21 protein-coding genes are annotated in these 22,490 nt (G+C 68.5%); 11 read left to right on the top strand and 10 right to left on the bottom strand.

The features are described from left to right. Window positions 1–12: 12 nt before the first annotated feature. Complete coding sequence (locus J2851_RS36460; protein ID WP_281416122.1) at window positions 13–135, bottom strand: hypothetical protein; 123 nt, start codon at window positions 133–135, stop codon at window positions 13–15. Window positions 136–315: 180 nt separating this feature from the next. Beyond that, window positions 316–1,017, bottom strand: coding sequence for a LuxR C-terminal-related transcriptional regulator (locus J2851_RS32310; RefSeq protein WP_209772172.1), 702 nt, complete (start codon window positions 1,015–1,017; stop codon window positions 316–318). Window positions 1,018–1,369: 352 nt separating this feature from the next. Between J2851_RS32310 and J2851_RS32305 the strand changes: the two genes are divergently transcribed. Then, window positions 1,370–2,029, top strand: a complete 660-nt coding sequence (locus J2851_RS32305; protein WP_209772170.1) for a LuxR C-terminal-related transcriptional regulator — start codon at window positions 1,370–1,372, stop codon at window positions 2,027–2,029. A 133-nt stretch (window positions 2,030–2,162) separates the two neighbouring features. Here the strand turns inward: J2851_RS32305 and J2851_RS32300 are convergent, their stop codons facing one another. The 3 genes from J2851_RS32300 to J2851_RS32290 all read right to left on the bottom strand — a co-directional run bounded on the left by J2851_RS32300 (window position 2,163) and on the right by J2851_RS32290 (window position 4,900). Continuing rightward, window positions 2,163–2,735 carry a type 1 glutamine amidotransferase domain-containing protein gene (locus J2851_RS32300; RefSeq protein ID WP_209772167.1) on the bottom strand — a complete coding sequence of 191 codons (573 nt, stop codon included), beginning with the start codon at window positions 2,733–2,735 and terminating at the stop codon, window positions 2,163–2,165. Between the two features lie 79 nt (window positions 2,736–2,814). Then, window positions 2,815–3,501: a deoxyribonuclease V gene (gene nfi / locus J2851_RS32295; RefSeq protein ID WP_209772165.1), complete on the bottom strand. Its 687-nt coding sequence runs from the start codon at window positions 3,499–3,501 to the stop codon at window positions 2,815–2,817. Between the two features lie 22 nt (window positions 3,502–3,523). Then, window positions 3,524–4,900, bottom strand: coding sequence for a D-amino acid dehydrogenase (locus tag J2851_RS32290; RefSeq protein WP_343206628.1), 1,377 nt, complete (start codon window positions 4,898–4,900; stop codon window positions 3,524–3,526). A 223-nt stretch (window positions 4,901–5,123) separates the two neighbouring features. On the opposite strand from J2851_RS32290, the gene J2851_RS32285 reads away from it, so the two are divergent. After that, window positions 5,124–6,662, top strand: a complete 1,539-nt coding sequence (locus J2851_RS32285) for a sigma 54-interacting transcriptional regulator (RefSeq protein ID WP_209772159.1) — start codon at window positions 5,124–5,126, stop codon at window positions 6,660–6,662. Window positions 6,663–6,683: 21 nt separating this feature from the next. Here the strand turns inward: J2851_RS32285 and J2851_RS32280 are convergent, their stop codons facing one another. After that, window positions 6,684–6,914 (bottom strand): FmdB family zinc ribbon protein, encoded by a 231-nt coding sequence (locus J2851_RS32280; protein WP_209772157.1) that lies wholly within the window; start codon window positions 6,912–6,914, stop codon window positions 6,684–6,686. Between the two features lie 159 nt (window positions 6,915–7,073). Between J2851_RS32280 and J2851_RS32275 the strand changes: the two genes are divergently transcribed. Continuing rightward, on the top strand, window positions 7,074–7,592 hold the full coding sequence (locus J2851_RS32275) for a gamma carbonic anhydrase family protein (protein ID WP_209772155.1): 519 nt from the start codon (window positions 7,074–7,076) through the stop codon (window positions 7,590–7,592). Window positions 7,593–7,599: 7 nt separating this feature from the next. Here J2851_RS32275 and J2851_RS32270 read toward each other — a convergent pair whose 3' ends face one another. Next, window positions 7,600–8,283 carry a GntR family transcriptional regulator gene (locus J2851_RS32270; RefSeq protein WP_209772153.1) on the bottom strand — a complete coding sequence of 228 codons (684 nt, stop codon included), beginning with the start codon at window positions 8,281–8,283 and terminating at the stop codon, window positions 7,600–7,602. A 350-nt stretch (window positions 8,284–8,633) separates the two neighbouring features. On the opposite strand from J2851_RS32270, the gene dctP reads away from it, so the two are divergent. The 6 genes from dctP (at window position 8,634) to J2851_RS32240 (ending at window position 16,444) form a co-directional block, all read left to right on the top strand. Beyond that, window positions 8,634–9,656: a TRAP transporter substrate-binding protein DctP gene (dctP, locus tag J2851_RS32265; protein ID WP_209772151.1), complete on the top strand. Its 1,023-nt coding sequence runs from the start codon at window positions 8,634–8,636 to the stop codon at window positions 9,654–9,656. Beyond that, window positions 9,656–10,216 carry a TRAP transporter small permease gene (locus tag J2851_RS32260; protein WP_209772149.1) on the top strand — a complete coding sequence of 187 codons (561 nt, stop codon included), beginning with the start codon at window positions 9,656–9,658 and terminating at the stop codon, window positions 10,214–10,216. The genes dctP and J2851_RS32260 overlap by 1 nt, the downstream gene beginning before the upstream one ends. After that, on the top strand, window positions 10,216–11,553 hold the full coding sequence (locus tag J2851_RS32255; protein WP_209772145.1) for a TRAP transporter large permease: 1,338 nt from the start codon (window positions 10,216–10,218) through the stop codon (window positions 11,551–11,553). The genes J2851_RS32260 and J2851_RS32255 overlap by 1 nt, the downstream gene beginning before the upstream one ends. A 12-nt stretch (window positions 11,554–11,565) precedes the next feature. Further along, window positions 11,566–13,095 (top strand): malonate--CoA ligase, encoded by a 1,530-nt coding sequence (locus J2851_RS32250; protein WP_209772143.1) that lies wholly within the window; start codon window positions 11,566–11,568, stop codon window positions 13,093–13,095. A gap of 168 nt (window positions 13,096–13,263) precedes the next feature. Beyond that, window positions 13,264–14,643: a malonyl-CoA decarboxylase gene (locus J2851_RS32245; RefSeq protein ID WP_209772141.1), complete on the top strand. Its 1,380-nt coding sequence runs from the start codon at window positions 13,264–13,266 to the stop codon at window positions 14,641–14,643. Between the two features lie 112 nt (window positions 14,644–14,755). Continuing rightward, the gene (locus tag J2851_RS32240; protein ID WP_209772139.1) at window positions 14,756–16,444 is read left to right on the top strand and encodes an L-lactate permease; all 1,689 of its coding nucleotides are present in this window, start codon (window positions 14,756–14,758) and stop codon (window positions 16,442–16,444) included. A 51-nt stretch (window positions 16,445–16,495) separates the two neighbouring features. On the opposite strand, the gene J2851_RS32235 is transcribed toward J2851_RS32240, so the two are convergent. Continuing rightward, on the bottom strand, window positions 16,496–17,245 hold the full coding sequence (locus J2851_RS32235; RefSeq protein ID WP_209772137.1) for a sulfite exporter TauE/SafE family protein: 750 nt from the start codon (window positions 17,243–17,245) through the stop codon (window positions 16,496–16,498). A 310-nt stretch (window positions 17,246–17,555) separates the two neighbouring features. Between J2851_RS32235 and J2851_RS32230 the strand changes: the two genes are divergently transcribed. Next, complete coding sequence (locus J2851_RS32230) at window positions 17,556–18,005, top strand: CBS domain-containing protein (RefSeq protein WP_209772135.1); 450 nt, start codon at window positions 17,556–17,558, stop codon at window positions 18,003–18,005. A gap of 58 nt (window positions 18,006–18,063) precedes the next feature. Here J2851_RS32230 and J2851_RS32225 read toward each other — a convergent pair whose 3' ends face one another. Both J2851_RS32225 and J2851_RS32220 read right to left on the bottom strand, forming a co-directional pair. Beyond that, on the bottom strand, window positions 18,064–19,755 hold the full coding sequence (locus tag J2851_RS32225) for a pyruvate, phosphate dikinase (RefSeq protein WP_209772132.1): 1,692 nt from the start codon (window positions 19,753–19,755) through the stop codon (window positions 18,064–18,066). A gap of 215 nt (window positions 19,756–19,970) precedes the next feature. Next, the gene (locus tag J2851_RS32220) at window positions 19,971–20,732 is read right to left on the bottom strand and encodes an NUDIX hydrolase (protein WP_209772129.1); all 762 of its coding nucleotides are present in this window, start codon (window positions 20,730–20,732) and stop codon (window positions 19,971–19,973) included. Window positions 20,733–20,903: 171 nt separating this feature from the next. Between J2851_RS32220 and pyk the strand changes: the two genes are divergently transcribed. Then, window positions 20,904–22,367 (top strand): pyruvate kinase, encoded by a 1,464-nt coding sequence (pyk, locus tag J2851_RS32215; protein WP_209772126.1) that lies wholly within the window; start codon window positions 20,904–20,906, stop codon window positions 22,365–22,367. Window positions 22,368–22,490: the final 123 nt, after the last annotated feature.

Here is a 22,490-nt window from a genome sequence, read left to right as displayed (position 1 = left end):
CGAGGGGCGGCCTCACCGCGGCCAGCAGGCACCGATGGCGGCGGCGACCGCCGCGCCGGCGAACAGGGCGTGGGTCAACAGAAACCGAAGGTCGGCGGTGCGGGCGAGGGTCGCGGCTCGGCTGTTCTGCTTCATGGTCCGTTGCTCCCGGTGCGGGGACTTGCCGCGGGAGAAACGCAAGTCCCGTACCAGCCCGGAGTCCCCGGACGGTGCAACGCAAAAAGGATCGTCACCCGCTCAAGAGGAAGGCAGGGGTGAAGGGTCTGACCGGTTTTTGGGCGCGCCGGCCGACAAGCGACCGGTCAGGTCACGTGGTCAGGTCTCGTCGGGGAAGCAACCGCTGCGCGCGGCGACCACGGCGACCTGGGTGCGGTTGCGCACGCCGAGTTTCTGCATGATGGCGCGGACATGCACCTTCACCGTGCCTTCCAGGACGCCCAGCTCGCGGGCGATCTCCTTGTTGGAATGGCCGGCCAGCAGCAGTTGGAAAACGTCGCGCTGACGGTCGGTCAGACGGTCGAGGATCTGGCCCGTCGGCCGCGAGGCTTCCGCCGCCACGTTCCCGGACAGCACCGCGCGGGGCAGCGGCAGGAAGGTTTCCCCCGTCAGGGCCAGGGAGATGGCGTGCTCCAGCACCGCCGTGGAGCTCGTCTTCAGGATGTAGCCCCGGGCGCCGAGCCGCACGCTGTCCACGATGTCCGCCACCTCGTCGGAACCGGAGATGACGAGGAGTGGGCGGCTGCCCAACGCCTCCACCATCCGGCGCACGCCGTCGCGGCCGCTGCGTTCCCCCAGGTTGAGGTCGAAGAGCACCAGCGTCAGGTCGGGCGTGCGGTCGACGATGGACATCGCCTCTTCCAGCGAGCCTGCTTCCAGCACCCGGGCGTCGGGATGAATCTCCCCCACCGACAGCGCGAAGCCATGCCGGACAAGAGGGTGGTCGTCGACCACCAGAAAGGTTTGCGCCTTGTGTGCCAGGGCACGCTCTTTGCCGCGCGTTTGCAGCTGCACTTCCATTGTATGAACACCTCATCAAGCCGTCGCGACCAAAGGAACCGTCGTAGAACTCGTTAAAACGGCTCTGCTTCAGCTCGACTTCCTTGTCCGGCGAAAAAGTATAACTCTTACCCTTTTGGGCGTTTCGCAGGCGAAGCGGCGCGCTCCCTGTTCCAAACAGCCCCTTCTACATTAAACTTTATCCAACCGCCTTGCGCCACTCCCTGTCCACTCGTATAAATCATTGCGACAACCAGCGTAAAGTATGCTTTTTCGGAACAATAAAGGCGGTATTTTTCCTTTTTCCGGGCAGTACCAAACTACGATCGACGTTGCACGCCGCCCGTGCCGGCGGCGTCGCGGAGGGGATTCGATGAAAACTTGGAACGTCATGCTCGTTGACCATGATAAGCTGTTTTCGGCGGCGCTCGGAACGCTCATCAGTGGCGGGCCTTTCCGCGTGTGCCACCACGCTGCGAACGCCGACGACGCGCAGGCGGCGATTGGGCAGGGGGTGGAGCCGGATTTGATCGTGGTGGCGCTCGGCGAAGGCGCCGGGGAGGATGTCGGCGGGGTCAAGCGCCTGCGCGGCGCCACGGGCGCCCGCATCGTCGTGCTGGCCGATGCCATCGCCGACCGGACGCTGTCGCTGTCGCTGAAGGCCGGGGCCGACGCCTACCTGAACAAGTCGATGTCCAGCGAATCGCTGCTGCGGGCGCTGCAACTGGTCATGCTGGGCGAGGTGGTCTACCCGACCCATGTCGCCAGCCTGCTGATCGCCAACGCGAACGAGCATCCGGCGCCGGAGCGCATCCAGCCGACCAACAACGAACTGTCGAAGCGGGAGGTGCAGATCCTGCGCTGCCTGCTGGCGGGCCAGTCGAACAAGGCCATCGCCCGCAACCTGCACATCACGGAATCCACGGTGAAGATGCACTTCAAGAACGTGATGCGGAAGATCAACGCCCAGAACCGCACGCAGGCGGCGGTCTGGGCGATCCAGAACGGCTTGTCGCCGCTGATGTCGGCGTAGTCACCCCCTCCCTCCCACTGCGTGGGCCCCTCCCTCCCCCTCTGCGAGGTGGAGGGTTTTCCGGGAGCGGCGGCAGTCCCCTCCACCTCGAAGAGGGGGAGGGTTAGGGAGGGGGCGAGACCTCCCGCCCCGTTCACTCCGCCGCGTGGCGGTGGCCCGGATGCTGGCCTTCCGCGAACTCCTCCACCATCTTGCGGCAGAAGTCCGGCAGGTCATCCGGCTTGCGCGAGGTGACGAGACCGTGGTCGGTCACCACCGACGTGTCTTCCCAGGCCGCACCGGCGTTGCTGAGGTCGGTCTTCAGCGACGGCCAGGACGTCATGCGCTTGCCCTTCACGCCGTCGGCGTCGATCAGCGTCCAGGGGCCGTGGCAGATGGCCGCGATCGGCTTGTCGGACTGGACGAAGGCGCGGACGAAGTCGATCGCCTTCGGCTCCAGCCGCAGCGCGTCGGGGTTGATCACGCCGCCCGGCAGGACGAGGGCGTCGAACTTCTGCGGGTCGGCCTGGTCGAGCGTCTCGTCCACGTTCACCCGGTCGCCCTTGTCGTGGTGGTTCCAGCCCTGGATCTGGCCGCCCTTCGGCGCCACGATGTGGACGGTGGCGCCTTCGTTGCGGAGCGCCTTGACCGGCTCAGTCAGTTCCACCTGCTCGAAGCCATCGGTGGCAAGAACGGCGACGGTCTTGTTCTGAAGCTTCTGTGCCATGGGATCCTCTCCTCGGTTGGCCTCATGCCGAAGCAACCGGCCTTAATCCGTTGGGGTTCCGCGCGAATTCCGAATGGGATCAGCCATGCATGCGCGACAGGGCGTCGGCGAGGCGGATCGGCTCCGGCAAGCGCCAGCGCGGCGCGAAACGCAGAACCAGTTGGATGCAGGTCTCCAGCCCCACCCGGTGGCCGGGCGACACGAACAGGGGGTTGGTGCCGTCGCGGGTGCGCAACGCCGCCCCGATGACCTCCCGCCGGTGCCAGAGCAGCGCGCGGGAGCCGCGCGTTTCGCCCAGATCCTCATAACGGCCGACCAGCCGCGACTTGGCGACCCCGATGGCCGGCAGCCCGGTCAGCACGCCGACGTGGCAGGCCAGGCCGAAGCGGCGCGGGTGCGCGGTCCCCTGCCCGTCGATGACCAGCAGGTCCGGCGGCTCCGGCAGCAGCCCAATGGCCTCCACCATGGCCGGCGCCTCGCGGAAGGACAGCAGGCCGGGGATGTAGGGAAAGCGCGTGGGCTGGCAGAGCAGGACGGAGCGGGTCAATTCCAAGCTGTCCGCGTCCAGTTCGGCCACCGCCGCCCATGTGGCGCTGCCGTCCGCGCTGAAATGCGCGTCCACCGCCGCGATGCGGCGCAGCGGGCCGAAGTCGTCGCGCGTCACCACCAGCCGGCGCAGCCGCTCCTGCACGGCGCGGGCCTCGGCCTCCGTGGTGGGCCATGGTTCGGAAACGAAACCGTCCATGCCGGCGAGAACAGCCGGCATGGACGTCCTGTTACGATTGTCGTCAGGCGGTCGGGCGCGCCACGCCGGCGACGGCCGGGCGGGTGCGGGTCGCGTCGGCCGGGCGGCCGTAGCGCTCGACCGTCAGGCCGTCCATGTCGATCTCCGTCTGGCGCCCGCCGACCACGTCGGCGACGACACGGCCCGAACCGGCGGCCATGGTCCAGCCGAGCGTGCCGTGGCCGGTGTTCAGGAACAGGTTGCGCACCGGCGTCGGACCGACGATCGGCGTGCCGTCCGGCGTGTTGGGGCGCAGGCCGGTCCAGAACTCCGCCTTCGACAGGTCGCCGCCCGTCGGGAAGAGGTCGCTGACCACATGGTCCAGCGGGCCGCGGCGGCCGGGGCGCAGCGTCAGGTCGAAGCCGGTCAGCTCCGCCGTGCCGCCGACGCGGATGCGGTCGCCCAGCCGCGTGATCGCGATCTTGTGCGTTTCGTCCATCACCGTCGACTCCGGCGCGCCGGCCGCGTCGGTGATCGGCAGGGTCAGCGAGTAGCCCTTCACCGGATAGACCGGCAGGTTCAGGCCGAAGGGCTTCACCAGCATCGGGGAGTAGCTGCCGAGCGCCACCACATAGGCGTCGGCCGTCAGCGTGCCCGCGTCGGTCACCACGCCGGTGACGCGGCGACCGTCGCCCTCCAGCTTCTTGATGCCGACGTTGTAGCGGAACTCGACGCCCAACCCTTCGGCCATCGTGGCGAGCGCGTTGGTGAAGCGGAAGCAGTCGCCGGTCTCGTCGCCCGGCAGCAGCAGGCCGCCGACGATCTTCTCCTTGACCAGCGCCAGCGCCGGCTCCACGGCGGCACAGCCCGCCACGTCCAGCAGCTGGTAGGGCACGTTGAAGCGGTCGAGCACGGCCATGTCCGTGGCGGCGGCGTCCACCTGCTTCTGCGTGCGGAAAACCTGGAGCGTGCCCTTGGCCCGCTCGTCGTAGTGGATGCCGGTCTCCGCGCGCAGCGCCTTCAGGCAGTCGCGGCTGTATTCGGCGATACGCACCATGCGGGCCTTGTTGATCTCGTAGGAGCGCTCGTTGGCGTTGGCGAGAAGCTTCATCATCCAGGACCACATGGCCGGGTCGAGCTTCGGCCGGATGACCAGCGGCGAATGCTTCATCATCAGCCACTTGGCGGCCTTCAGCACCAGCCCCGGCGCTGCCCACGGGGCGGAGTAGCCCGGCGACACCTCGCCCGCGTTGGCGTAGCTGGTCTCAAGCGCCGGACCGGCCTGGCGGTCGATCACGGTGACCTCGTGCCCGGCCTTCGCCAGATAGTAGGCGGTGGAAACTCCGATGACGCCGCTGCCGAGAACGATGACGCGCATGAAAGGCCCCCGAGGTCGCTGGTTGGTCGCTGGTTTGTTTGCCGTCCTATGAGCAAACGGGATGCCAAGTGACGAACCCCGCGGATTTGCTGGGTTTGGCGTTCAAGGCCCACACCGGACTGTAAACTTTTGCGTACAGAAGCCGTCCCCCGCGCGGTATCCATGCTATCGAAATTCAGACTCCTGAAGCGCTTGGCGGCTCTGTAAGCCATTCGTTACACCGTACATATTTATTTACACCGGCGCCCGTCGTGGTAGCCTGTCTGCGCATTCACGGGGGCTCTCGATGCGCATCGACGTGCTGTTCGCCGACCGGGTCGGCATCGCCCACGAAATCCTGGCCGTGCTCGCCAAGCGGCGGCTGAACGTCGTCGCGGTGGAGGTGGACCCGCCGCACATCCACATCGACGCGCCGGAACTGGACGCGCAATCCCTCGGCCAACTCGACGCCGCGCTGCGCACGGTGGAGGGGGTGCGGTCGGTCACGCCCATCGACATCCTGCCGGGCACCCGGCGGCGCCTGCACCTGGACGCGCTGCTGGCCGCCCTGCCCGACCCGGTGCTGGCGGTGGACCGCGCCGGTCGGATCGTGGTGGCGAACGCCGCCGCGGCGGAGGCCGCCGGTCGGTCGGAAGAGGCGCTGAGCGGTGCCGACTTCGGCCGCCTTTTCGGCGATCCGGAGCTGACCGACGTGCTGGTCGACACCGGCTTCCGCCTGCCGGGCCAGGAGATGATGCTGAACGGCCGGCCCTTCCTGCTCGACGCCACCCCGATCGTGGAGGACGGGCGTGCGGCCGGCGGCGTGGTCACCCTGTTCGCGCCGAGCCGCCTGGGCGAGCGCCTGAACGCCCTGCAGAACTTCGACGAGGGCGGCTTCGACCGCATCCTGGGCGATTCACCGCCGGTCCGCGGCCTGAAGGCCCGCGCCGCGCGCGTGGCGGCGGTCGATGCGCCCCTGCTGATCCTGGGCGAGACCGGCACCGGCAAGGAGCTGATCGCCCACGCCTGCCACCGCGCCAGCCCGCGCCGCGACAAGCCCTTCCTGGCGCTGAACTGCGCCGCCGTGCCGGAGAACCTGGCGGAGAGCGAGCTGTTCGGCTACGCCCCCGGCGCCTTCACCGGGGCGCAGCGCGGCGGCAAGCCGGGACTGCTGGAGCTGGCGCACGGCGGCACCGTCTTCCTGGACGAGATCGGGGAGATGTCGCCCTACCTCCAGGCCAAACTGCTGCGCTTCCTCAACGACGGCCGCTTCCGCCGCGTCGGCGGCGACCGGGAGCAGACGGTGGACGTCCGCGTGGTCAGCGCCACCCACCGCCATCTGGAGGCCATGGTAGCGGAGCACAGCTTCCGCGAGGACCTGTTCTACCGCCTGAACGTGCTGTCGCTCCAGGTGCCCCCCTTGCGGGAGCGCGGGGAGGACATCCTGCTGCTGGCCCGGCACTTCATCGCCCGCGCCTGCGCCCAGGCGCGGCGTCCGCCCGTCCGCCTGACCGTCGCGGCCGGCGCCGCCCTGCTCGCCAACCCCTGGCCGGGCAACGTCCGGCAGCTGGAGAACGTCATCTTCCGCGCTGTGACCATGAGCGACGGCGCCTTCCTCGACGCCGCCGACCTGGACCTCGCTGGCGCCAGGATGGCGTCGGACGACAGCCCGGACGCCGCGGAGGCCGGCAACTGGGAGGAGGCGGTTGAGGGATTCGAGCGCACCCTGCTCCGCCGCCTTTACCCGCGCTTCCCGTCCAGCCGAAAGCTGGCCGCCCGCCTGCGGACCTCGCACACGATGATCGCGAACAAGCTGCGCAAGTACGGCATCCCCGACGGACGGTGACCGTACAGGGAATCTACGGGCTCAGATCTTTGGTCGTTCGGCCTTGCTGTAGTTGCTGAAATGGCCTTCCCGGGAGGCGACGGTGCGGGCGTTCTTCAGGAACTGGCCCGACCGGCCTTCCGGCGCGATGCGGGACACGAGCTTGTCCAATTCGCCGCTGCCGCAGGAGGCGCAGACGGGCGCCTCCGCCCCGCGGACCAGGGCTTCGAACTCGTGATTGCAGGCTGTGCAGCGGTAGGAGAAAAGCGGCATGGGGCCTCGCATGCTCCAAACTGGAAAGGGTTTCGATCCCGCCCGACACGCGCGATGATAACACGCACGGATGTTGTGGGTATATGACCGAAGCGGAGGTTCGTGCGCTGGCGCCGTTCTGGTTTAGGATGCCCCTCCTGATACGAACGGGAGGAACGGATGATCTACGCGCTCGACGACAAGGTCCCGCAGCGTGCCGAGGCCAGCTGGGTGGCGCCCAGCGCCACGGTGATCGGCGACGTGCTGCTGGAGGAGGACGTGTCGATCTGGTGGGGTGCCGTGCTGCGCGCCGAGCAGGAGCGCATCCACATCGGCGCCGGCAGCAACGTGCAGGACAACGCCGTGCTGCACGTCGACCCCGGCTTTCCACTGACGCTCGGCCGCAACGTGACCGTCGGGCATCTGGCGATGGTGCACGGCTGCACCGTCGGCGAGGGCAGCCTGATCGGCATCGGCGCCACCGTGCTGAACGGCGCCCGCATCGGCCGCGACTGCCTGATCGGCGCCCACGCCTTCATCGCCGAGGGCAAGGAGATCCCCGACCGCTCCCTCGTGCTCGGCGCGCCGGGCAAGGTCATCCGCACTCTGTCCGACGAGGACGTCGAGCGCATGCACGGCGCCGCCAAGGTCTACAAGGAGCGCTGGAAGGCCTATTCCAAGGGCCTGCGCGCGGTCTGATGCGCCTTCACGCCACCTCCCGGCGGGAGGAGCGGAGCAGCGCCATGAAGTCGGTGAAGGTGTCGCCCTGCACGGCGATGTGGCGCTTGGTCGCCTCGCGCGCCGTGTCGGGGTCCGACGCCAGGATCGCCTTCACGATGGCGTCGTGCTCCTCGAGCGAGCGGCGCAGGCGCCCGGGGTGGCGCAGCTGGATGCGGCGGTAGGGCGACACGCGGTTGCGCAGCGACCGCGTCGTCTCCTCCAGGTAGGAGTTGCCGCAGCCGGCGTAGATCGCCTCGTGGAAGCGCCGGTTCGCCTCGTAATAGGCGTCGGAATCGCCGCTCTCGATCACCTCGGCGCAACGCTGGTGCAGCGCCAGCAGGCCGGCCTGGTCGGCCGCGGTCATGCGGCGGGCGCAAAGCTCGGCGCACAGCGACTCCAGGTTCGCCATCACCTCGAACATCTCCATGATGCGCTCCAGGCTCAGCGTCGCCACGACGGCGCCCTGGCGCGGGCGCATCTCCACCAGCCCGGCCGAGGCGAGCTGGGCCAGGGCCTCGCGGACCGGGGTGCGCGACACGTTGAAGCGCTCCGCCAGCGCCACCTCTTCCAGACGCGCGCCAGGGGACAGCTTTCCCGCGGTGATCTCCTCCGCGATCAGTTCGCGGATCTGGTCGGCCCGGTTCTGTTTCACCTCGCCACGGTCCGCCATGCCTGCCCTTCCTCGCGCGGTGTCCCGTCGGATCGCGACGACCGTTCGACAAATCATCTGTGTCGAAACAGTTGATACCACCAACAAAGTGATGTATGCAAGAGGCACAAAAACGCATACACGAGCCCGCCCGCGGGCCATGGGAGGACGCAATGAGACACAATCGGCCGCCTGACCCGCGCCTTTAGCGCGCCGCGCCAGCCCGCCGGCCATCCTTCGAAAGGTTGCGGGCGTATGGCGTCAATACGCGCATTGCGCGCGTCCCGCATCATCCGACATATCGAGCATCGCTGCCCCGCCAGGGTTCAGGCGGTTGCCGGCGTTGCTGAGCCTGATGAAAGGCTGATCCCATGATCCTGTCCCGACGCACCCTTCTCGGCGGCGTGATGGCCGCCCCGGCCATCGTCGCGGCCTCCCGGCTCGGCTGGGCGGCGGACGCCCGCACGCTGAAGATCTCGCACCAGTTTCCGGGCGGCACGCTGGAAGAAGGCGACTTCCGCGACCGGCTGTGCCGCAAGTTCGCCGCCGAGGTCGAAAAGCGCACCAACGGCGCGCTGAAGTTCGAGCTGTACCCGAACTCCTCGCTGATGAAGACGCTGGCGCAGTTCAGCGCGATGCGGAAGGGCGCGCTCGACCTCAGCTTCTACCCCATGCCCTACGCGGGCGGCGAGGTGCCGGAAACCAACCTGGGCCTGATGCCCTGTCTGGTCACCAGCTATGAACAAGGCATGAAGTGGCGCAAGGCCGAGATCGGGCAGGAGATGACCCGCATCCTGGACGGCAAGGGCATCAAGCTGCTGACCTGGATCTGGCAGGCCGGCGGCACCGCGTCGCGCGCCGGCGCCGTTCTGAACCCGGCGGACGTCAAGGGCATGAAGATCCGCGGCGGCAGCCGCGAGATGGACATGATGCTGAAGGAGGCCGGCGCGGCTGTCAGCACCATTCCGTCGAACGAGCTGTACGCCGGCATGCAGACGGGCGCGGTGGACGCCGCCATCACCTCCTCCACCAGCCTGATCTCCTTCAAGCTGGAGGAACTGTCCAAGCACCTGACCGCCCCGCGGCAGAAGAGCTACTGGTACATGCTGGAGCCGCTGATGATGTCGAAGTCGGTCTTCGACAGCCTGCCGCCCGACCAGCAGAAGGTGCTGGAGGTCGTCGGCGAGGAGATGGAAAGCTTCGGCTACCAGGCCGCGCGGGAGGATGACGACCGCGTCGCCCAGATCTACAGCAAGGCCGGCGTCCAGGTGCAGGACATGCCCGAGGACGTGGTCAACAACTGGAGGGACATCGCCCGCGCCACGGCCTGGAAGGACTTCACCGACCGCGTGAAGGACGGCGCCCGCCTCTTGAAGCTGGCGGAGCAGGTGTGATGTCGGCGGCGGAACGGGACCTCATCCTGGGGACCGGCGCGGCACCCGTGGAGCGGGCTCCCGCCCTCCGCCTCGTCGGTGCGCTGCTGGACGCCGTCAACCGGCTCGTCATGGTGTGCTCGGCCATCGCCGTCGTGGTGGCCGGCGCCGTACTGACCCACGAGGCGGTCGTCCGCTACGTCTTCCACCACCCGGCCGACTGGCAGGACGAGCTGGCGGTGTTCCTGCTGGTCGGGGCCACCTTCATGTCCGCCGCCTGGGTGCAGCAGCGGCGCGGCCATGTCTCCATCGACGCGGTGGCGGAGCTGCTGCCGGCGGGCGTGGAGAAGGTCCGGCGCTTCCTCGCCGACGTGGCCTCCCTCGCCTTCTGCGCCTTCTTTTCCTGGAAAGCCTGGGCGCTGTTCCACGAGGCGTGGGTGGACGGAATGGTCACCCACTCCACCTGGGCGCCGCCCCTGTGGATCCCCTACTCGGTCATGGCCGCCGGGATGACGCTGCTGTCGCTGCAGCTTCTCCTCCAGGTGCTCGACCGCCTTCTGTCCAGCCGGGAGGGTGCGTGATGGGCACGCTCGAAATCGGCCTGCTCTACAGCGCCGCAACGCTGGGCGTGCTGTTTGCCGGCATCCCAATCGCCTTCGCGCTCGGCCTCGTGGCGACGGTCTTCATGGTCTTCTTCATGCCGGCCGCCTCCCTCGACACCATCGCGCAGAACGTCTACGAGGAGATGGCCAGCATCACCCTGCTGACCATCCCGCTGTTCATCCTGAAGGGCGCCGCCATCGGCAAGTCGCGGGCCGGCGCCGACCTCTATTCGGCGCTGCACGCGTGGCTGCACAAGGTGCCGGGCGGCCTGGGCGTCGCCAACGTCTTCGCCTGCGGCCTGTTCGCCGCCATGGCCGGGTCGAGCCCCGCCACCTGCTCTGCCATCGGCAGCGCCGGCATTCCGGAGATGCGGCGGCGCGGCTATTCCGGCGGCTTCGCGGCCGGCATCATCGCGGCCGGCGGCACGCTGGGCATCCTGCTGCCGCCCTCGATCACCATGATCCTCTACGCCGTCGCGGCGGAGCAGTCGCTGGGCCGCCTGTTCCTGGCCGGCATCGGGCCAGGCCTGCTGATGGTCGTGCTGTTCGCCGGCTACGCCGTGGTCCGCTTCCGCAAGGAAAAGGCCATGGCGCTGGCCGAGGGGCGGCTGAACTCCCCACTGCTGAAAGAGGAGCATTTCACGACGCGGGAGAAGCTGTCCTCCCTGCCCCGCGTGCTGCCTTTCGTGATCCTGCTGACCGGCGTGATGGTCGCCCTCTATGGCGGCTTCGCCACCCCGTCGGAGACAGCGGGGCTGGGCGGCATCCTGGCGCTGGTGCTCGTCGCCATCGTCTACGGCGCCTACAAGCTGGACCAGCTTGGCCCCATGCTGACCTCGACTCTGCGGGAATCGACGATGCTGATGATGATCATCGGCATGTCGCTGCTCTACTCCTACGTCATGAGCTACCTGCACATCAGCCAGGGTGCGGCGGAGTGGATCGTGTCGATGCACCTGTCGAAATGGGTGCTGCTGGCCGCCATCCTGCTGATGGTCGTGGTGCTGGGCTTCTTCCTGCCGCCGGTGTCGATCATCCTGATGACCGCGCCCATCATCCTGCCGCCGCTGCGCGCCGCCGGCTTCGACCTGATCTGGTTCGGCGTCATCATGATGGTGGTGATGGAGATGGGGCTGATCCACCCGCCGGTCGGGCTGAACATCTTCGTCATCAAGAACATCGCGCCGGACATCCCCTTGCGCGACGTGATCTGGGGGGTGATGCCCTTCGTCGCGCTGATGCTCCTGTGCGTGCTGCTGCTCTGTGTCTTCCCCGGCATCGCGACCGCCCTGCCCGGCTGGGTCTACGGCTCGTAAGGAGCGGGAACCATGAACGAAAATTTCTACGAGATCGCGTCGGCCCGGTTCCCCGGCAACACCGCCGCCACGTTCATCGAGACGGAAGACGGCCAGCGCCACAGCTACGACGACCTGCAAGACGTCTCCGGCCGCTACGCTCGGCTGCTCGCCAGCCTGGGCGTCGTCAAGGGTGACCGGGTGGCCGTGCAGGTGGAGAAGTCGCCGGAGGCGGTGTTCCTCTACCTCGCCTGCCTGCGCGCCGGGGCGGCGTACCTGCCGCTGAACACCGCCTACACCAAGGCCGAAATCGAATATTTCCTGACCGACGCGGAGCCGCGCGTCTTCGTCTGCCGGCCGGAGAGCGGGGCGGCCCTGCGCGAGGTCGCCGACAAGGCCGGCGTCGGCGCCGTGCTGACGTTGGGCACTCGGGGCGACGGCAGCCTGCCGGAGCGCTCCGCCGGGCTCGACCCGTCCTTCGCCACGGTGGAATGCGGGCCGGGCGATCTGGCGGCGATCCTCTACACGTCAGGCACCACCGGGCGGTCCAAGGGCGCGATGCTGACGCACCGCAACCTGTCGTCCAACGCGCTGACACTGCACAAATACTGGGGCTTCCGGCCGGATGACGTGCTGCTGCACGCGCTGCCGATCTTCCACACCCACGGGCTGTTCGTGGCGATCAACTGCACACTGCTGAACGGCTCGTCCATGCTGTTCCTGCCGAAGTTCGACGCCGACACCGTGTTCCGGTTGCTCCCCAGGGCTACGGTGATGATGGGCGTGCCGACCTTCTACACCCGCCTGCTCGCCGACCCGCGCCTGACGCGGGTGGCCACGGCCCACATGCGCCTGTTCGTGTCCGGCTCCGCCCCCCTGCTGGCCGACACGCACCGGGAGTTCCAGGAGCGCACCGGCCACGCGATCCTGGAACGCTACGGCATGACCGAAACCTGCATGAACACCTCCAACCCCCTGCATGGCGATCGCATCCCCGGCACGGTCGGCTTTCCCCTGCCGGAGGTCAGCGTCCGCATCGTCGATCCGGAGACAGGCACGGTGCTGGGCCGCGATGAGATCGGCGTGATCGAGGTGAAGGGTCCGAACGTCTTTTCCGGCTACTGGCGGATGCCCGAGAAGACGAAGCAGGAGATCAAGCCGGACGGCTTCTTCATCACCGGCGACGTCGGCAAGGTGGACGGGCGCGGCTACGTCCACATCGTCGGCCGCGCCAAGGACCTGATCATCTCCGGCGGCTTCAACGTCTACCCCAAGGAGGTCGAGACGGTCATCGACGCCATCGACGGCGTGGTGGAATCCGCCGTGGTCGGCGTTCCGCACCCGGACTTCGGCGAGGCGGTGGTCGCGGTGGTGCTGCGCAAGCCAGGGGCCTCGGTTGACGAGGCGGGTGTGATCCGGACCTGCAAGGGGCTGCTCGCCAACTACAAAGTTCCGAAGGCGGTCTTCTTCACGACTGAACTGCCGCGCAACACCATGGGCAAGGTGCAGAAGAACCTGCTGCGCGACGAGCACAAAGGGCTGTTCGCGGGGGCCGGGGCTTAGACGAAAAACCCCTCTCCCCTCGTGGGAGAGGGGTTGGGGTGAGGGGGAAACGCCGGCGACGCTGACGTTGTCCGGCCTTCGGCCGCCCCCTCATCCCAACCCTTCTCCCACGAGGGGAGAAGGGCTTTTTTCTGCGGTAACGATGAATGAACCAGGAGAAGGGCCTCGATGATGGACACCGCGTTCTTCGGCGATCTCCTGCAGACCATCGCCGACCGCGGTCGGGCGCTGGTGGGCCTGTCCCGTGGCGACGGGGGCGCACGCCGCGATCTTGCCGTGCTGTGCGACGCGCTGTTGTCGGGGCGCGGCGAGGCGTCCGGGGTGGCGCTGGCCCGCGAGATCCTGGCCCAGTACCAAGCCCTGCCGCCGGAGGAGCGGCTTGGCTTCCTGCGCATGCTCGCCATCGGCTACGGCCCCGACCGGGAGCGGCTGGACTCCGCGATCAAGGCCTATCAGGCCAAGCCCGAGGGGCGCAGCGTGATCGAGCTGCACATGGCCGCCGAGCCGCGCCGGCAGGAGCTGATCCGCCGGCTGAACCTCGCCCCCGGCGGCACCGCCGCCCTCGTCCGCGTGCGGGAGGAGGCGCTGCGCAACGCCAAGGCCATCCCCGGATTCGAGGCGATGGACGCCGACTTCACCCACCTGTTCTCCTCCTGGTTCAACCGCGGATTCCTGGTCCTGCGGCGGATCGACTGGTCGACGCCGGCCAACATCCTGCAAAAGATCATCCAGTATGAGGCGGTCCACGCGATCCGCGACTGGGACGACCTGCGCCGCCGGCTGGAGCCCCCCGACCGCCGCTGCTTCGCCTTCTTCCACCCGCAGCTGACCGACGACCCGCTGATCTTCGTTGAGGTCGCGCTGACCGCCGACATGGCCGCCTCCATTTCCGAGGTGCTGACGGAGGAGCGCAAGCCGATCACCGCCGACCAGGCGACCAGCGCCGTCTTCTACTCCATCTCCAACTGCCAGGAAGGCTTGCGCGGCATCTCCTTCGGCAACTTCCTGATCAAGCAGGTGGTGGAGGAGCTGAGCCGAGAAATCCCGACCCTGCGGACCTTCGTCACCCTGTCGCCGGTGCCCGGCTTCGCCGCGTGGCTCGCGCAAGCACGGCGCGAGTCTGACACCGAGTTCCTGTCGGTGGAGGACCGGCGCGCGCTCTCCCTGCTCGACGACCCGCGTTGGCACGCCGACCCGGCGAAGAGCGAACAGGTCATGCCCGCCCTGCTGGCCGCGGCCAGCCAGTATTTCCTGAAGGCCAAGCAGCCGAACGGCAAGCCGGTCGACCCGGTGGCGCGCTTCCACCTCGGCAACGGCGCGCGGCTGGAGCGCATCAACCCGCTGGCCGATCTGTCGCCCAAGGGACTGAAGCAATCGCATGGGCTGATGGTGAATTACCTGTATGACCTGAAGCACATCGAAAGAAACCACGAAGCCTTCGTCGGCGAAGGGCGCATCGCCGCCTCCTCATCCGTCCGCAAACTTTTGAAGGAGCCCGCCCGCATACAGGCCCGCCCCCGTGCGGGTTCGGCAATCGGGGATTCTTGACCGCGCTTCAAAGCTGTCGCCCCATTCTTCGCTTTAACAACAAGAAACTCACGCCAAGAAACAAAACCAGAAACAACCCCAAAAACAACCCAAGTCAGGGCGAGGACATGCAATGTGGAGCCAAGTATACAATCCCTTGGGGAGCGCATTCCTATCGACCGTGATCGCGGCCGTACCGGTCGTGATCCTTTTGGGACTGATCGCGTTCGCGCACATGCAGGCGCACATCGCGGCGCTGATTACGCTGGTGGTCGCGCTGTGCGTGGCCATCTTCGGTTTCACCATGCCCACGGGCATGGCGCTTGAGGCCGCCTATCTCGGAGCGCTGACCGGCCTGTTCCCCATCGGCTGGATCATCCTGAACGTCATCTTCCTGTACCGGCTGACGGTGGAGAACGGATCCTTCAAGGTGTTGCAGGATTCCATCGCCGGCATCACGCCGGACCGGCGGTTGCAGCTGCTTCTAGTGGCCTTCTCCTTCGGCGCCTTTTTCGAAGGGGCGGCGGGCTTCGGCACGCCGGTGGCGGTGACGGGCGCCATCCTGATCGGCCTGGGCTTCTCGCCTCTGGCGGCGTCGGGCCTGTCGCTGATCGCCAACACGGCCCCGGTCGCCTACGGCGCGCTGGGCACGCCGATCGTCACCCTGGCCGCGGTGACGGGCCTGGACGCCTTCGAACTGGGCGCCATGGCCGGCCGCCAGCTGCCGTTCTTCTCGGTAATGGTGCCCTTCTGGCTGATCGCCGCCTTCGCGGGCTTCCGCGGCATGATGCAGATCTGGCCGGCGATCCTGGTTTGCGGCGTGTCCTTCGCCGTTCCGCAGTTCGTCGTGTCCAACTATCATGGCCCGTGGCTGGTGGACGTGGTCGCGGCGCTGGTCTCCATGGGCTGCCTCGTCGCCTTCCTGAAGATCTGGCACCCGAAGGAGATCTGGACCAGCCCGGCGCTGCGCGGCCGCGTCGACAACAGCGCGGTGACGCCGCGCCCGGCATCGGTGGGCGCGGCAGCCACCCCGGCCGGCTTCCGCCATCACGACTCCGGTGCCGTGATGCGCGCCTGGGTTCCCTGGATCATCCTGTGCGTCTTCGTCTTCATCTGGGGCACGCAGACCTTCAAGGACATCGTCAACCCGCTGTTCTTCCCGAAATTCCCCATCGACGGCCTGCACAACCTGGTGCAGAAGGTGCCGCCCGTCGTGGCGAAGCCGACGGCCGAGGCGGCGGTGTTCAACTTCAACATCCTGACCATGACCGGCACGGGCATCTTCGTCGCCGCCCTCGTCAGCGGCATCGTGATGGGCTACCGGCCGGGGCGCCTGCTCCGCGCCTATGGCGAGACGCTGTGGGTCGTCCGCTATTCGCTGATCACCATCGCCGCCATGCTGGCGCTGGGCACCCTGACCCGCTATTCCGGCGTGGACGCGACGCTCGGCCTCGCCTTCGCCGGCACCGGCGTGCTCTTCCCGTTCTTCTCGGCCCTGCTGGGCTGGCTGGGCGTGGCGCTGACCGGGTCCGACACGGCGTCGAACGTGCTGTTCGGCGGCTTGCAGAGGATCACCGCCGAACAGCTCGGCTTGTCGCCGGTGCTGATGGCGGCCACGAACTCCACCGGCGGCGTCATGGGCAAGATGATCGACGCGCAGTCGATCGTCGTCGCCTCCACCGCCACCAACTGGTTCGGGCATGAGAGCGAGATCCTGCGCTACGTCTTCTGGCATTCCATCGTGCTGGCCTGCCTGGTCGGCGTGCTGGTAATGCTGCAAGCCTACGTCTATCCCTTCACGCTGATGGTCGTCGGCGGGTAAGGACGACTTCGGAACGGCGGCGCGGCTGGTTCGCCGCGCCGCCGTCCTCCATCACGCACCGGCGCCCTTCACGAAGAAATACACGGTCATCACGACGCCGATGGCGACGACGACCCATTTCAGCACCTCCCGGCTGACCCGCTTCGCCCCAAGGGCCCCGGCGTAGCCACCGGCTACCGCGGACACGGCCATCACCGCCGTCTCGGTCCAGGACACCGACCCCGACAGGCAGAAGGCCACCACCGCCGCCCCGTTCATCAGCGCGGCGAGCAGGATGCGCAGCCCGTTCATGGCGTGGATGTCGCGCATGCCAAACAGGGTCAGCGCGGCCAGCATCAGGAAGCCGATGCCGCCGCCGAAATAGCCGCCGTAGACGGAAATCAGGAACTGCACGAACAGCACGCCCGGCCCGCTGAGCTTCAACCGGCCGGCGAGCCCCGGCATGAAGTTGCCGACCGCAAAGACCGTCGTCGCGAACAGCAGGAGCCAGGGGACCAGCCCGGCGAAGGCGCGGTCCGGCGTGGTCAGCAGCAGGATCCCGCCGATGATCCCGCCCACGACGCTGACGACGACGAAGGCGCCGACATTGACCTCCCGCACCTCCCTGATCTCGCCGCGGTAAGCCCAGGCGCTGGCCATCTGGCCGGGAAACAGCGCGACGGTGCTGGACACGTTGGCGCTGACCGGCGGCACGCCAGCGAAGAGAAGGGCCGGAAAGGTGATGAAGGCGCCACCGCCGGCGATGGCGTTGAGCATGCCGGACGAGAAAGCCGCCAGCATCAGAAGGGACAAGGCAAGCATGACCACTCTCGGTGTCTCTGGATGGCGCGCCGACGCGCCGGCACCCGTCATCCTAGCCTTTGCGTATTTGGTATACCAATAGGACGGAAGGGGGAGCAACCCGCATGGCAGCCAAAGCGAGGCTGCACATCGCGCTTGTGAAACGTGGCACGCCCGCAAAAGTGGCTATATGCTGATTGTTTGTTACGTTAGCTATTGACGACGTCTGGCATCTGGTATACCAAATATCAAGCGCTCGACGCTGCCGGGCATTGGGGCGCCAACACACAGACCGTTTCAGCAGAACCCGCATCGGGTGGAGGGGCAGGCCATGAAAGTCGCAGACATTCTCCGCACCAAGGAATCCCGCGTGGTCACCGTCCGCTCGGGCGAGTCCATCGAGGAAGCCATCCGCCTGATGAAGGCGGAGAACATCAGCGCGCTCGTCGTGAAGGACGTCTGCCGCACGGAAGGCAACGCCGTCGCCGGGATGCTGTCGGAACGCGACATCGTCTACGCCCTGCTGGAGCGTGGCGCCTCGGTGCTGAAGACGCAGGTCTTCATGCTGATGTCCCGGACCATCCAGACCTGCGCGCCCGACGACAGCCTGCAGCATGTGCTGGAGGTGATGGACCAGCACCATATCCGCCATCTGCCGGTCCTGGACGGCACGACGCTGGTCGGCGTGATCAGCGCCCGCGACCTGACCAAGCTTCAGCTTGCCGACCTGACCGCGCCCGCGCGGCGCGTTCCGCCGGAAAACCCGGTCTACGCGCACTGACCATTTTGATGACGCCTGAAACGAGGCCCTTTTCCCATCCCGGGGGAAGGGCCTTCGTTCATTCGGCGCTCAGCCCCAACTCCCGCGCCCAGCCGAGCAGCAGGGCCACGGCCGGCGGAGTCTCCGGCTCCAGCATGGGTACGGCGCCGAGGATCACCTCCCCCGTCGTTCCGTCCACGGTGATGGTGTCGCCGGCCTGAACGCGATGGTCGCCGACGGTCATGGTGCCCTGGGCGGGGTCGATGCGCAGGGCGCGCGCGCCGGCCACGCAGGGGCGGCCCATGGCGCGGGCGACGGTGGCGGCGTGGCTGGTGGCGCCGCCGCGGGCAGTCACGATGGCGCAGGCCGCCTGCATGCCGTGGACGTCGTGGGGCGAGGTTTCCGGCCGGCACAGCACGACCGGCGAGCCGTCGGCGGCGATCCGCACGGCGTCTTCCGACGTGAAGACGGCGACGCCGGTCGCCGCACCGGGCGAGGCCGGCAGGCCGGTGGCGATCACCGTCCGCGGCGCGTCCGGGTCGGGGACCGGGCGCAAGCGATCCTTCAGCGCGGACAGGTCGGCGCGGCGCACCGCCTCGGCCCGCGTGATCAGGCCAGCCTCCGCCATGTCCGTGGCGATCCGCACATTGGCCTCGACGGAGCGCTTGCCCGAGCGCGTCTGGAGGATGAACAGCCGGCCCTGCTGGACCGTGAACTCGATCTCCTGCATGTCGCCGAAATGGCGCTCCAGCCGATCGGCGATCCCGCGGAGTTCCGCGAAGGCGGCGGGTGCCGCTGCCTCCAGCGACTGCGGTCCGTCGGCGAGCGGCCCCGGCGTGCGCAGGCCGGAGACGATCTCCTCCCCCTGCGCGTCGCTCAGGAACTCCCCACACAGGCCCGGCTCGCCGGTGGCCGGGTCGCGGCTGTGCGCCACGCCGGTGCCGGAGTCCGTCCCCCGGTTGCCGAACACCATGCATTGGACCGTCGCCGCGGTGCCCCAGTCGTCCGGAATGCCGTGCATGGCCCGGAAGGCCACGGCGCGCGCGTTGCCCCAGGACCGGAAGATGGCGCCGATCGCCCCGAAAAGCTGCGTGCGCGGGTCCTGCGGGAAGGGCTCCCCCGCTTCCCGCTCGATGATGTCCTGCCAGGCAGCCACCACGGCGCGCCAGTCCCCGGCCGTCAGGTCGGCGTCGCGCGCCAGCCCCCGGTCTTCCTTGTGCGATTCCAGCGCCGCGTCGAACAGGTGGGCGTCCACCCCCTGCACCACCGCGCCGTAGGTCTGGACGAGGCGGCGGTAGCAGTCGTAGGCGAAGCGCGCGTCGCCGGACGCGGCCGCCAGCCCCTGCACCGTCGCATCGGTCAGCCCCAGGTTCAGGATCGTGTCCATCATGCCCGGCATCGAGGCGCGGGCACCCGAACGCACAGAGACGAGCAACGGCCGGCCCAAAGCGCCGAAGCCGGCGCCGGCCGTCCCCTCCAGCCGCCGCAGCGCCTCCTCCACTTGGGCCACGAGGCCCGGTGGAAAGGCGCCCGCGTTGGCGCGGTGATGGCGGCTGGCCTCCGCAACGATGGTGAAGCCCGGCGGCACGGGCACGCCGAGCTGCGCCATTTCGGCCAGCCCCGCGCCCTTGTTGCCCAGCTCCGCCGCCATGCCACCGTGCCCTTCCGCGACGCCGGCGCCGAAGTCGTATACCCAACGCAGCCCATCGGCACCGGTCACCGGCGCGCGCGCGGCTTCCCAATCCGGATCGATGATGGACTCGTGGAGCATGGCTTAATCCCGTGTCGGCGGTGCGGTGTGGCGCGGATCGGACATTAACGGCAACATCAACCGGCATCCCGTAATATGTTGTTGCGTCATAATGCCGAAACGCGCACGGAGTGCAATGCACAAATAGTCGCATTGCGCGTGAATAACGCCGCACGGGCCGGTATGGGTCCCGGCTATTTCGCGATGCGGAAACGTGGCCGTTGCAAAGCGCGGAGTCAGCCGAGGCGAACGAGGCCCGCGGGAAACTCCGTCGGTGCGTAGCCGAGGCCGGCGGGGATGCGCAGCACCGGGCCGTCGGGGGTCTCAACCGCCCGCGGCAGGATGGGCACCATCGGCTGGTGCCGCGCCGCTTCGGCCAGCGCATCCTCCACGGTTCGGCAGGGGGCGAGCCGCAGCAGGTTCATGCGCGTGGCGAAGACGAGGGAGAGGCGCCCCTGCCCCTCCGCCTCCAGGATCGCCGGCGGCGAAGCCCAGAGCGCCGCGACGGCCTCTCCGCCATCGACCACCGCGTCCTGGCCGCCCGGCGCCCGGGCCAGGAAGAAGGTGGTGTCGAAGCGGCGCCACACCGTCTCCGGCGTCTGCCAGCGGGCGAAGGGGGTCAGCGTGCCCACGGCCGGCTCAAGCCCCGCTTCCCGCAGCCGCTCGTGGAACGGCGGCTCCGCCGGGGAGCGCAGGGCGGCCAGCTGGCGGTCCTCCACCGGAGGGGAGGTCAGCAGAATCCCGCATTCCTCAAAGGCTTCGCGGATGGCCGCCATCCGCTGCGGCAGAAGGTCCAAGGGTATGGCGGGCGATGGGTACGGCGCGTGGTCGTCCGGATCGATGCGACCGCCGGGGAACACCGTCGCACCGGGGGCGAAGCGCAGCCCTTCATGCCGCCGGATCATCAGCACCTCCAGCCCGTCCGCGCCGTCGCGCAGCAGGATCAGGCTCGCCGCCGGATGCGGCTCAACGGGCTGAAATTCGACCGGAGGGGGCATGCGACCATCCCGTTTGCCGTTCGGACACCCCGATTCCCGCACGGCTCACGCTGGCCGTCAAACCGGGTTCCGCGAAATCCCGCCATGCGGAAATCGGGACGCGGCTGTTTGACCCGTCCGGTCGGCTGGACGCAGCATCCGCCATCCCCGCCCTCTCTGGAGGCCTGCGCCATGCCGCGCAACCGCAGCACCAAAATCGTCGCCACCCTTGGGCCGGCCAGCTCGACCTACAGCCAGATCTTCGCGCTCGCCGAGGCGGGCGTCGACGTCTTCCGCCTGAACGCCAGCCACGGCACCCAGTTCGACCACGCCGAACGCTACCGCCAGATCCGCGCGGTGGAGGAAACGCTGGGGCGCCCCATCGGGGTCCTGCTCGACCTGCAAGGGCCGAAGCTGCGCGTCGGCACCTTCAAGGACGTCGCCGTCACGCTGGCCGCCGGCGACCGCTTCCGCCTGGACCTCGACCCCACGCCGGGCGACCGCACCCGCGTCTGCGTCCCGCACCCGGAAATCTTCGCCAGCGTCGAGGATGGGCACGAGCTGCTGCTGAACGACGGCCGGCTGCGCCTGCGCGTGCTCAGCCACGGACCGGACCATGCGGAGACGGAAATCCTGGTCGGCGGCACCCTGTCGGACCGCAAGGGCATGAACGTGCCCGGCACCGCGCTGGCGCTGAGCGCCCTGTCGGAGAAGGACCGCAGCGACCTCCAGTTCGGCCTGACGCTGGGCGTCGATTGGATCGGCCTCAGCTTCGTGCAGCGGCCGGAGGACATCCTGGAGGCGCGCGCCCTGATCGGCGACCGCGCCCACATCATGACCAAGGTGGAGAAGCCGGCCGCCCTGCCCCACTTGGCGGAGATCATCGGCCTGTCGGACGCGGTCATGGTCGCCCGCGGCGACCTGGGCGTGGAACTGCCGCCGGAGGATGTGCCCGGCCTGCAAAAGCGCATGATCCGCATGAGCCGCGCCGCCGGAAAGCCGGTGATCGTCGCAACGCAGATGCTGGAATCCATGATCACCGAGCCGACGCCGACCCGCGCCGAGGCGTCGGACGTTGCGACCGCCGTCTATGACGGGGCGGACGCGGTGATGCTGTCGGCGGAATCCGCGTCGGGCAAGCATCCGGTGGAGGCCGTGGCGATGATGGACCGCATCGTCCGCCGCGTGGAGAAGGACCCGCTCTACCGCCGCATCATGGACGCCGAGCACCCGAGCCCGGAGGCGACGACGCCGGACGCCCTGTCCGCCGCCGCCCGGCAGATCGCCGAGACCATTTCCGCCGCCGGCATCGCCACCTTCACCTCCACCGGCTCCACCGCCCGCCGCGCCTCGCGCGAGCGGCCGACGGTGCCAATCCTCGGCCTCAGCGCAGAGCGCGAAACGGCGCGCCGGCTGGCGCTGGCCTGGGGCGTCCACCCCGTCTGGACCTCGGACGTGCGGAACTTCGCGGAAATGGTCGAGCGGGCGAGCCAGGTCGCCGCAGAGCAGGGCATCGGCCAGCCCGGCCAGTCCCTGATCGTCACCGCCGGCGTCCCCTTCGGCACGCCCGGCACGACCAACAGCCTGCGCGTCGTGACCATCACCGCCGATGGGCTGGGGGCGGTGGCGAAGCGGGAGGTGCAGGAGGTGGTGTGAGAAGAGGCACAAGTCCCTCTCCCCTCAAGAGGGTTTTGCGCAATTGCCGAACGTCCGCAGTTGTGATTCCCTTCCTGGGATCTCGGGATGGGGGCGGGCATGCGGGTTCGGGTGTGCGGTCAG

It is taken from the genome of Azospirillum rugosum (assembly GCF_017876155.1).
Classification (GTDB): domain Bacteria; phylum Pseudomonadota; class Alphaproteobacteria; order Azospirillales; family Azospirillaceae; genus Azospirillum; species Azospirillum rugosum.
The sequence above is the reverse complement of the archived record's forward strand: the minus strand, read 5'-3'. Positions and strand labels throughout refer to the sequence as shown.

Coding starts and splice junctions, on each gene's coding strand:
- J2851_RS36460 (WP_281416122.1), bottom strand. CDS start 135: ATGAAGCAGAACAGCCGAGCCGCGACCCTCGCCCGCACCGCCGACCTT.
- J2851_RS32310 (WP_209772172.1), bottom strand. CDS start 1,017: ATGGAAGTGCAGCTGCAAACGCGCGGCAAAGAGCGTGCCCTGGCACAC.
- J2851_RS32305 (WP_209772170.1), top strand. CDS start 1,370: ATGAAAACTTGGAACGTCATGCTCGTTGACCATGATAAGCTGTTTTCG.
- J2851_RS32300 (WP_209772167.1), bottom strand. CDS start 2,735: ATGGCACAGAAGCTTCAGAACAAGACCGTCGCCGTTCTTGCCACCGAT.
- nfi (WP_209772165.1), bottom strand. CDS start 3,501: ATGCCGGCTGTTCTCGCCGGCATGGACGGTTTCGTTTCCGAACCATGG.
- J2851_RS32285 (WP_209772159.1), top strand. CDS start 5,124: ATGCGCATCGACGTGCTGTTCGCCGACCGGGTCGGCATCGCCCACGAA.
- J2851_RS32280 (WP_209772157.1), bottom strand. CDS start 6,914: ATGCCGCTTTTCTCCTACCGCTGCACAGCCTGCAATCACGAGTTCGAA.
- J2851_RS32275 (WP_209772155.1), top strand. CDS start 7,074: ATGATCTACGCGCTCGACGACAAGGTCCCGCAGCGTGCCGAGGCCAGC.
- J2851_RS32270 (WP_209772153.1), bottom strand. CDS start 8,283: ATGGCGGACCGTGGCGAGGTGAAACAGAACCGGGCCGACCAGATCCGC.
- dctP (WP_209772151.1), top strand. CDS start 8,634: ATGATCCTGTCCCGACGCACCCTTCTCGGCGGCGTGATGGCCGCCCCG.
- J2851_RS32260 (WP_209772149.1), top strand. CDS start 9,656: ATGTCGGCGGCGGAACGGGACCTCATCCTGGGGACCGGCGCGGCACCC.
- J2851_RS32255 (WP_209772145.1), top strand. CDS start 10,216: ATGGGCACGCTCGAAATCGGCCTGCTCTACAGCGCCGCAACGCTGGGC.
- J2851_RS32250 (WP_209772143.1), top strand. CDS start 11,566: ATGAACGAAAATTTCTACGAGATCGCGTCGGCCCGGTTCCCCGGCAAC.
- J2851_RS32245 (WP_209772141.1), top strand. CDS start 13,264: ATGATGGACACCGCGTTCTTCGGCGATCTCCTGCAGACCATCGCCGAC.
- J2851_RS32240 (WP_209772139.1), top strand. CDS start 14,756: ATGTGGAGCCAAGTATACAATCCCTTGGGGAGCGCATTCCTATCGACC.
- J2851_RS32235 (WP_209772137.1), bottom strand. CDS start 17,245: ATGCTTGCCTTGTCCCTTCTGATGCTGGCGGCTTTCTCGTCCGGCATG.
- J2851_RS32230 (WP_209772135.1), top strand. CDS start 17,556: ATGAAAGTCGCAGACATTCTCCGCACCAAGGAATCCCGCGTGGTCACC.
- J2851_RS32225 (WP_209772132.1), bottom strand. CDS start 19,755: ATGCTCCACGAGTCCATCATCGATCCGGATTGGGAAGCCGCGCGCGCG.
- J2851_RS32220 (WP_209772129.1), bottom strand. CDS start 20,732: ATGCCCCCTCCGGTCGAATTTCAGCCCGTTGAGCCGCATCCGGCGGCG.
- pyk (WP_209772126.1), top strand. CDS start 20,904: ATGCCGCGCAACCGCAGCACCAAAATCGTCGCCACCCTTGGGCCGGCC.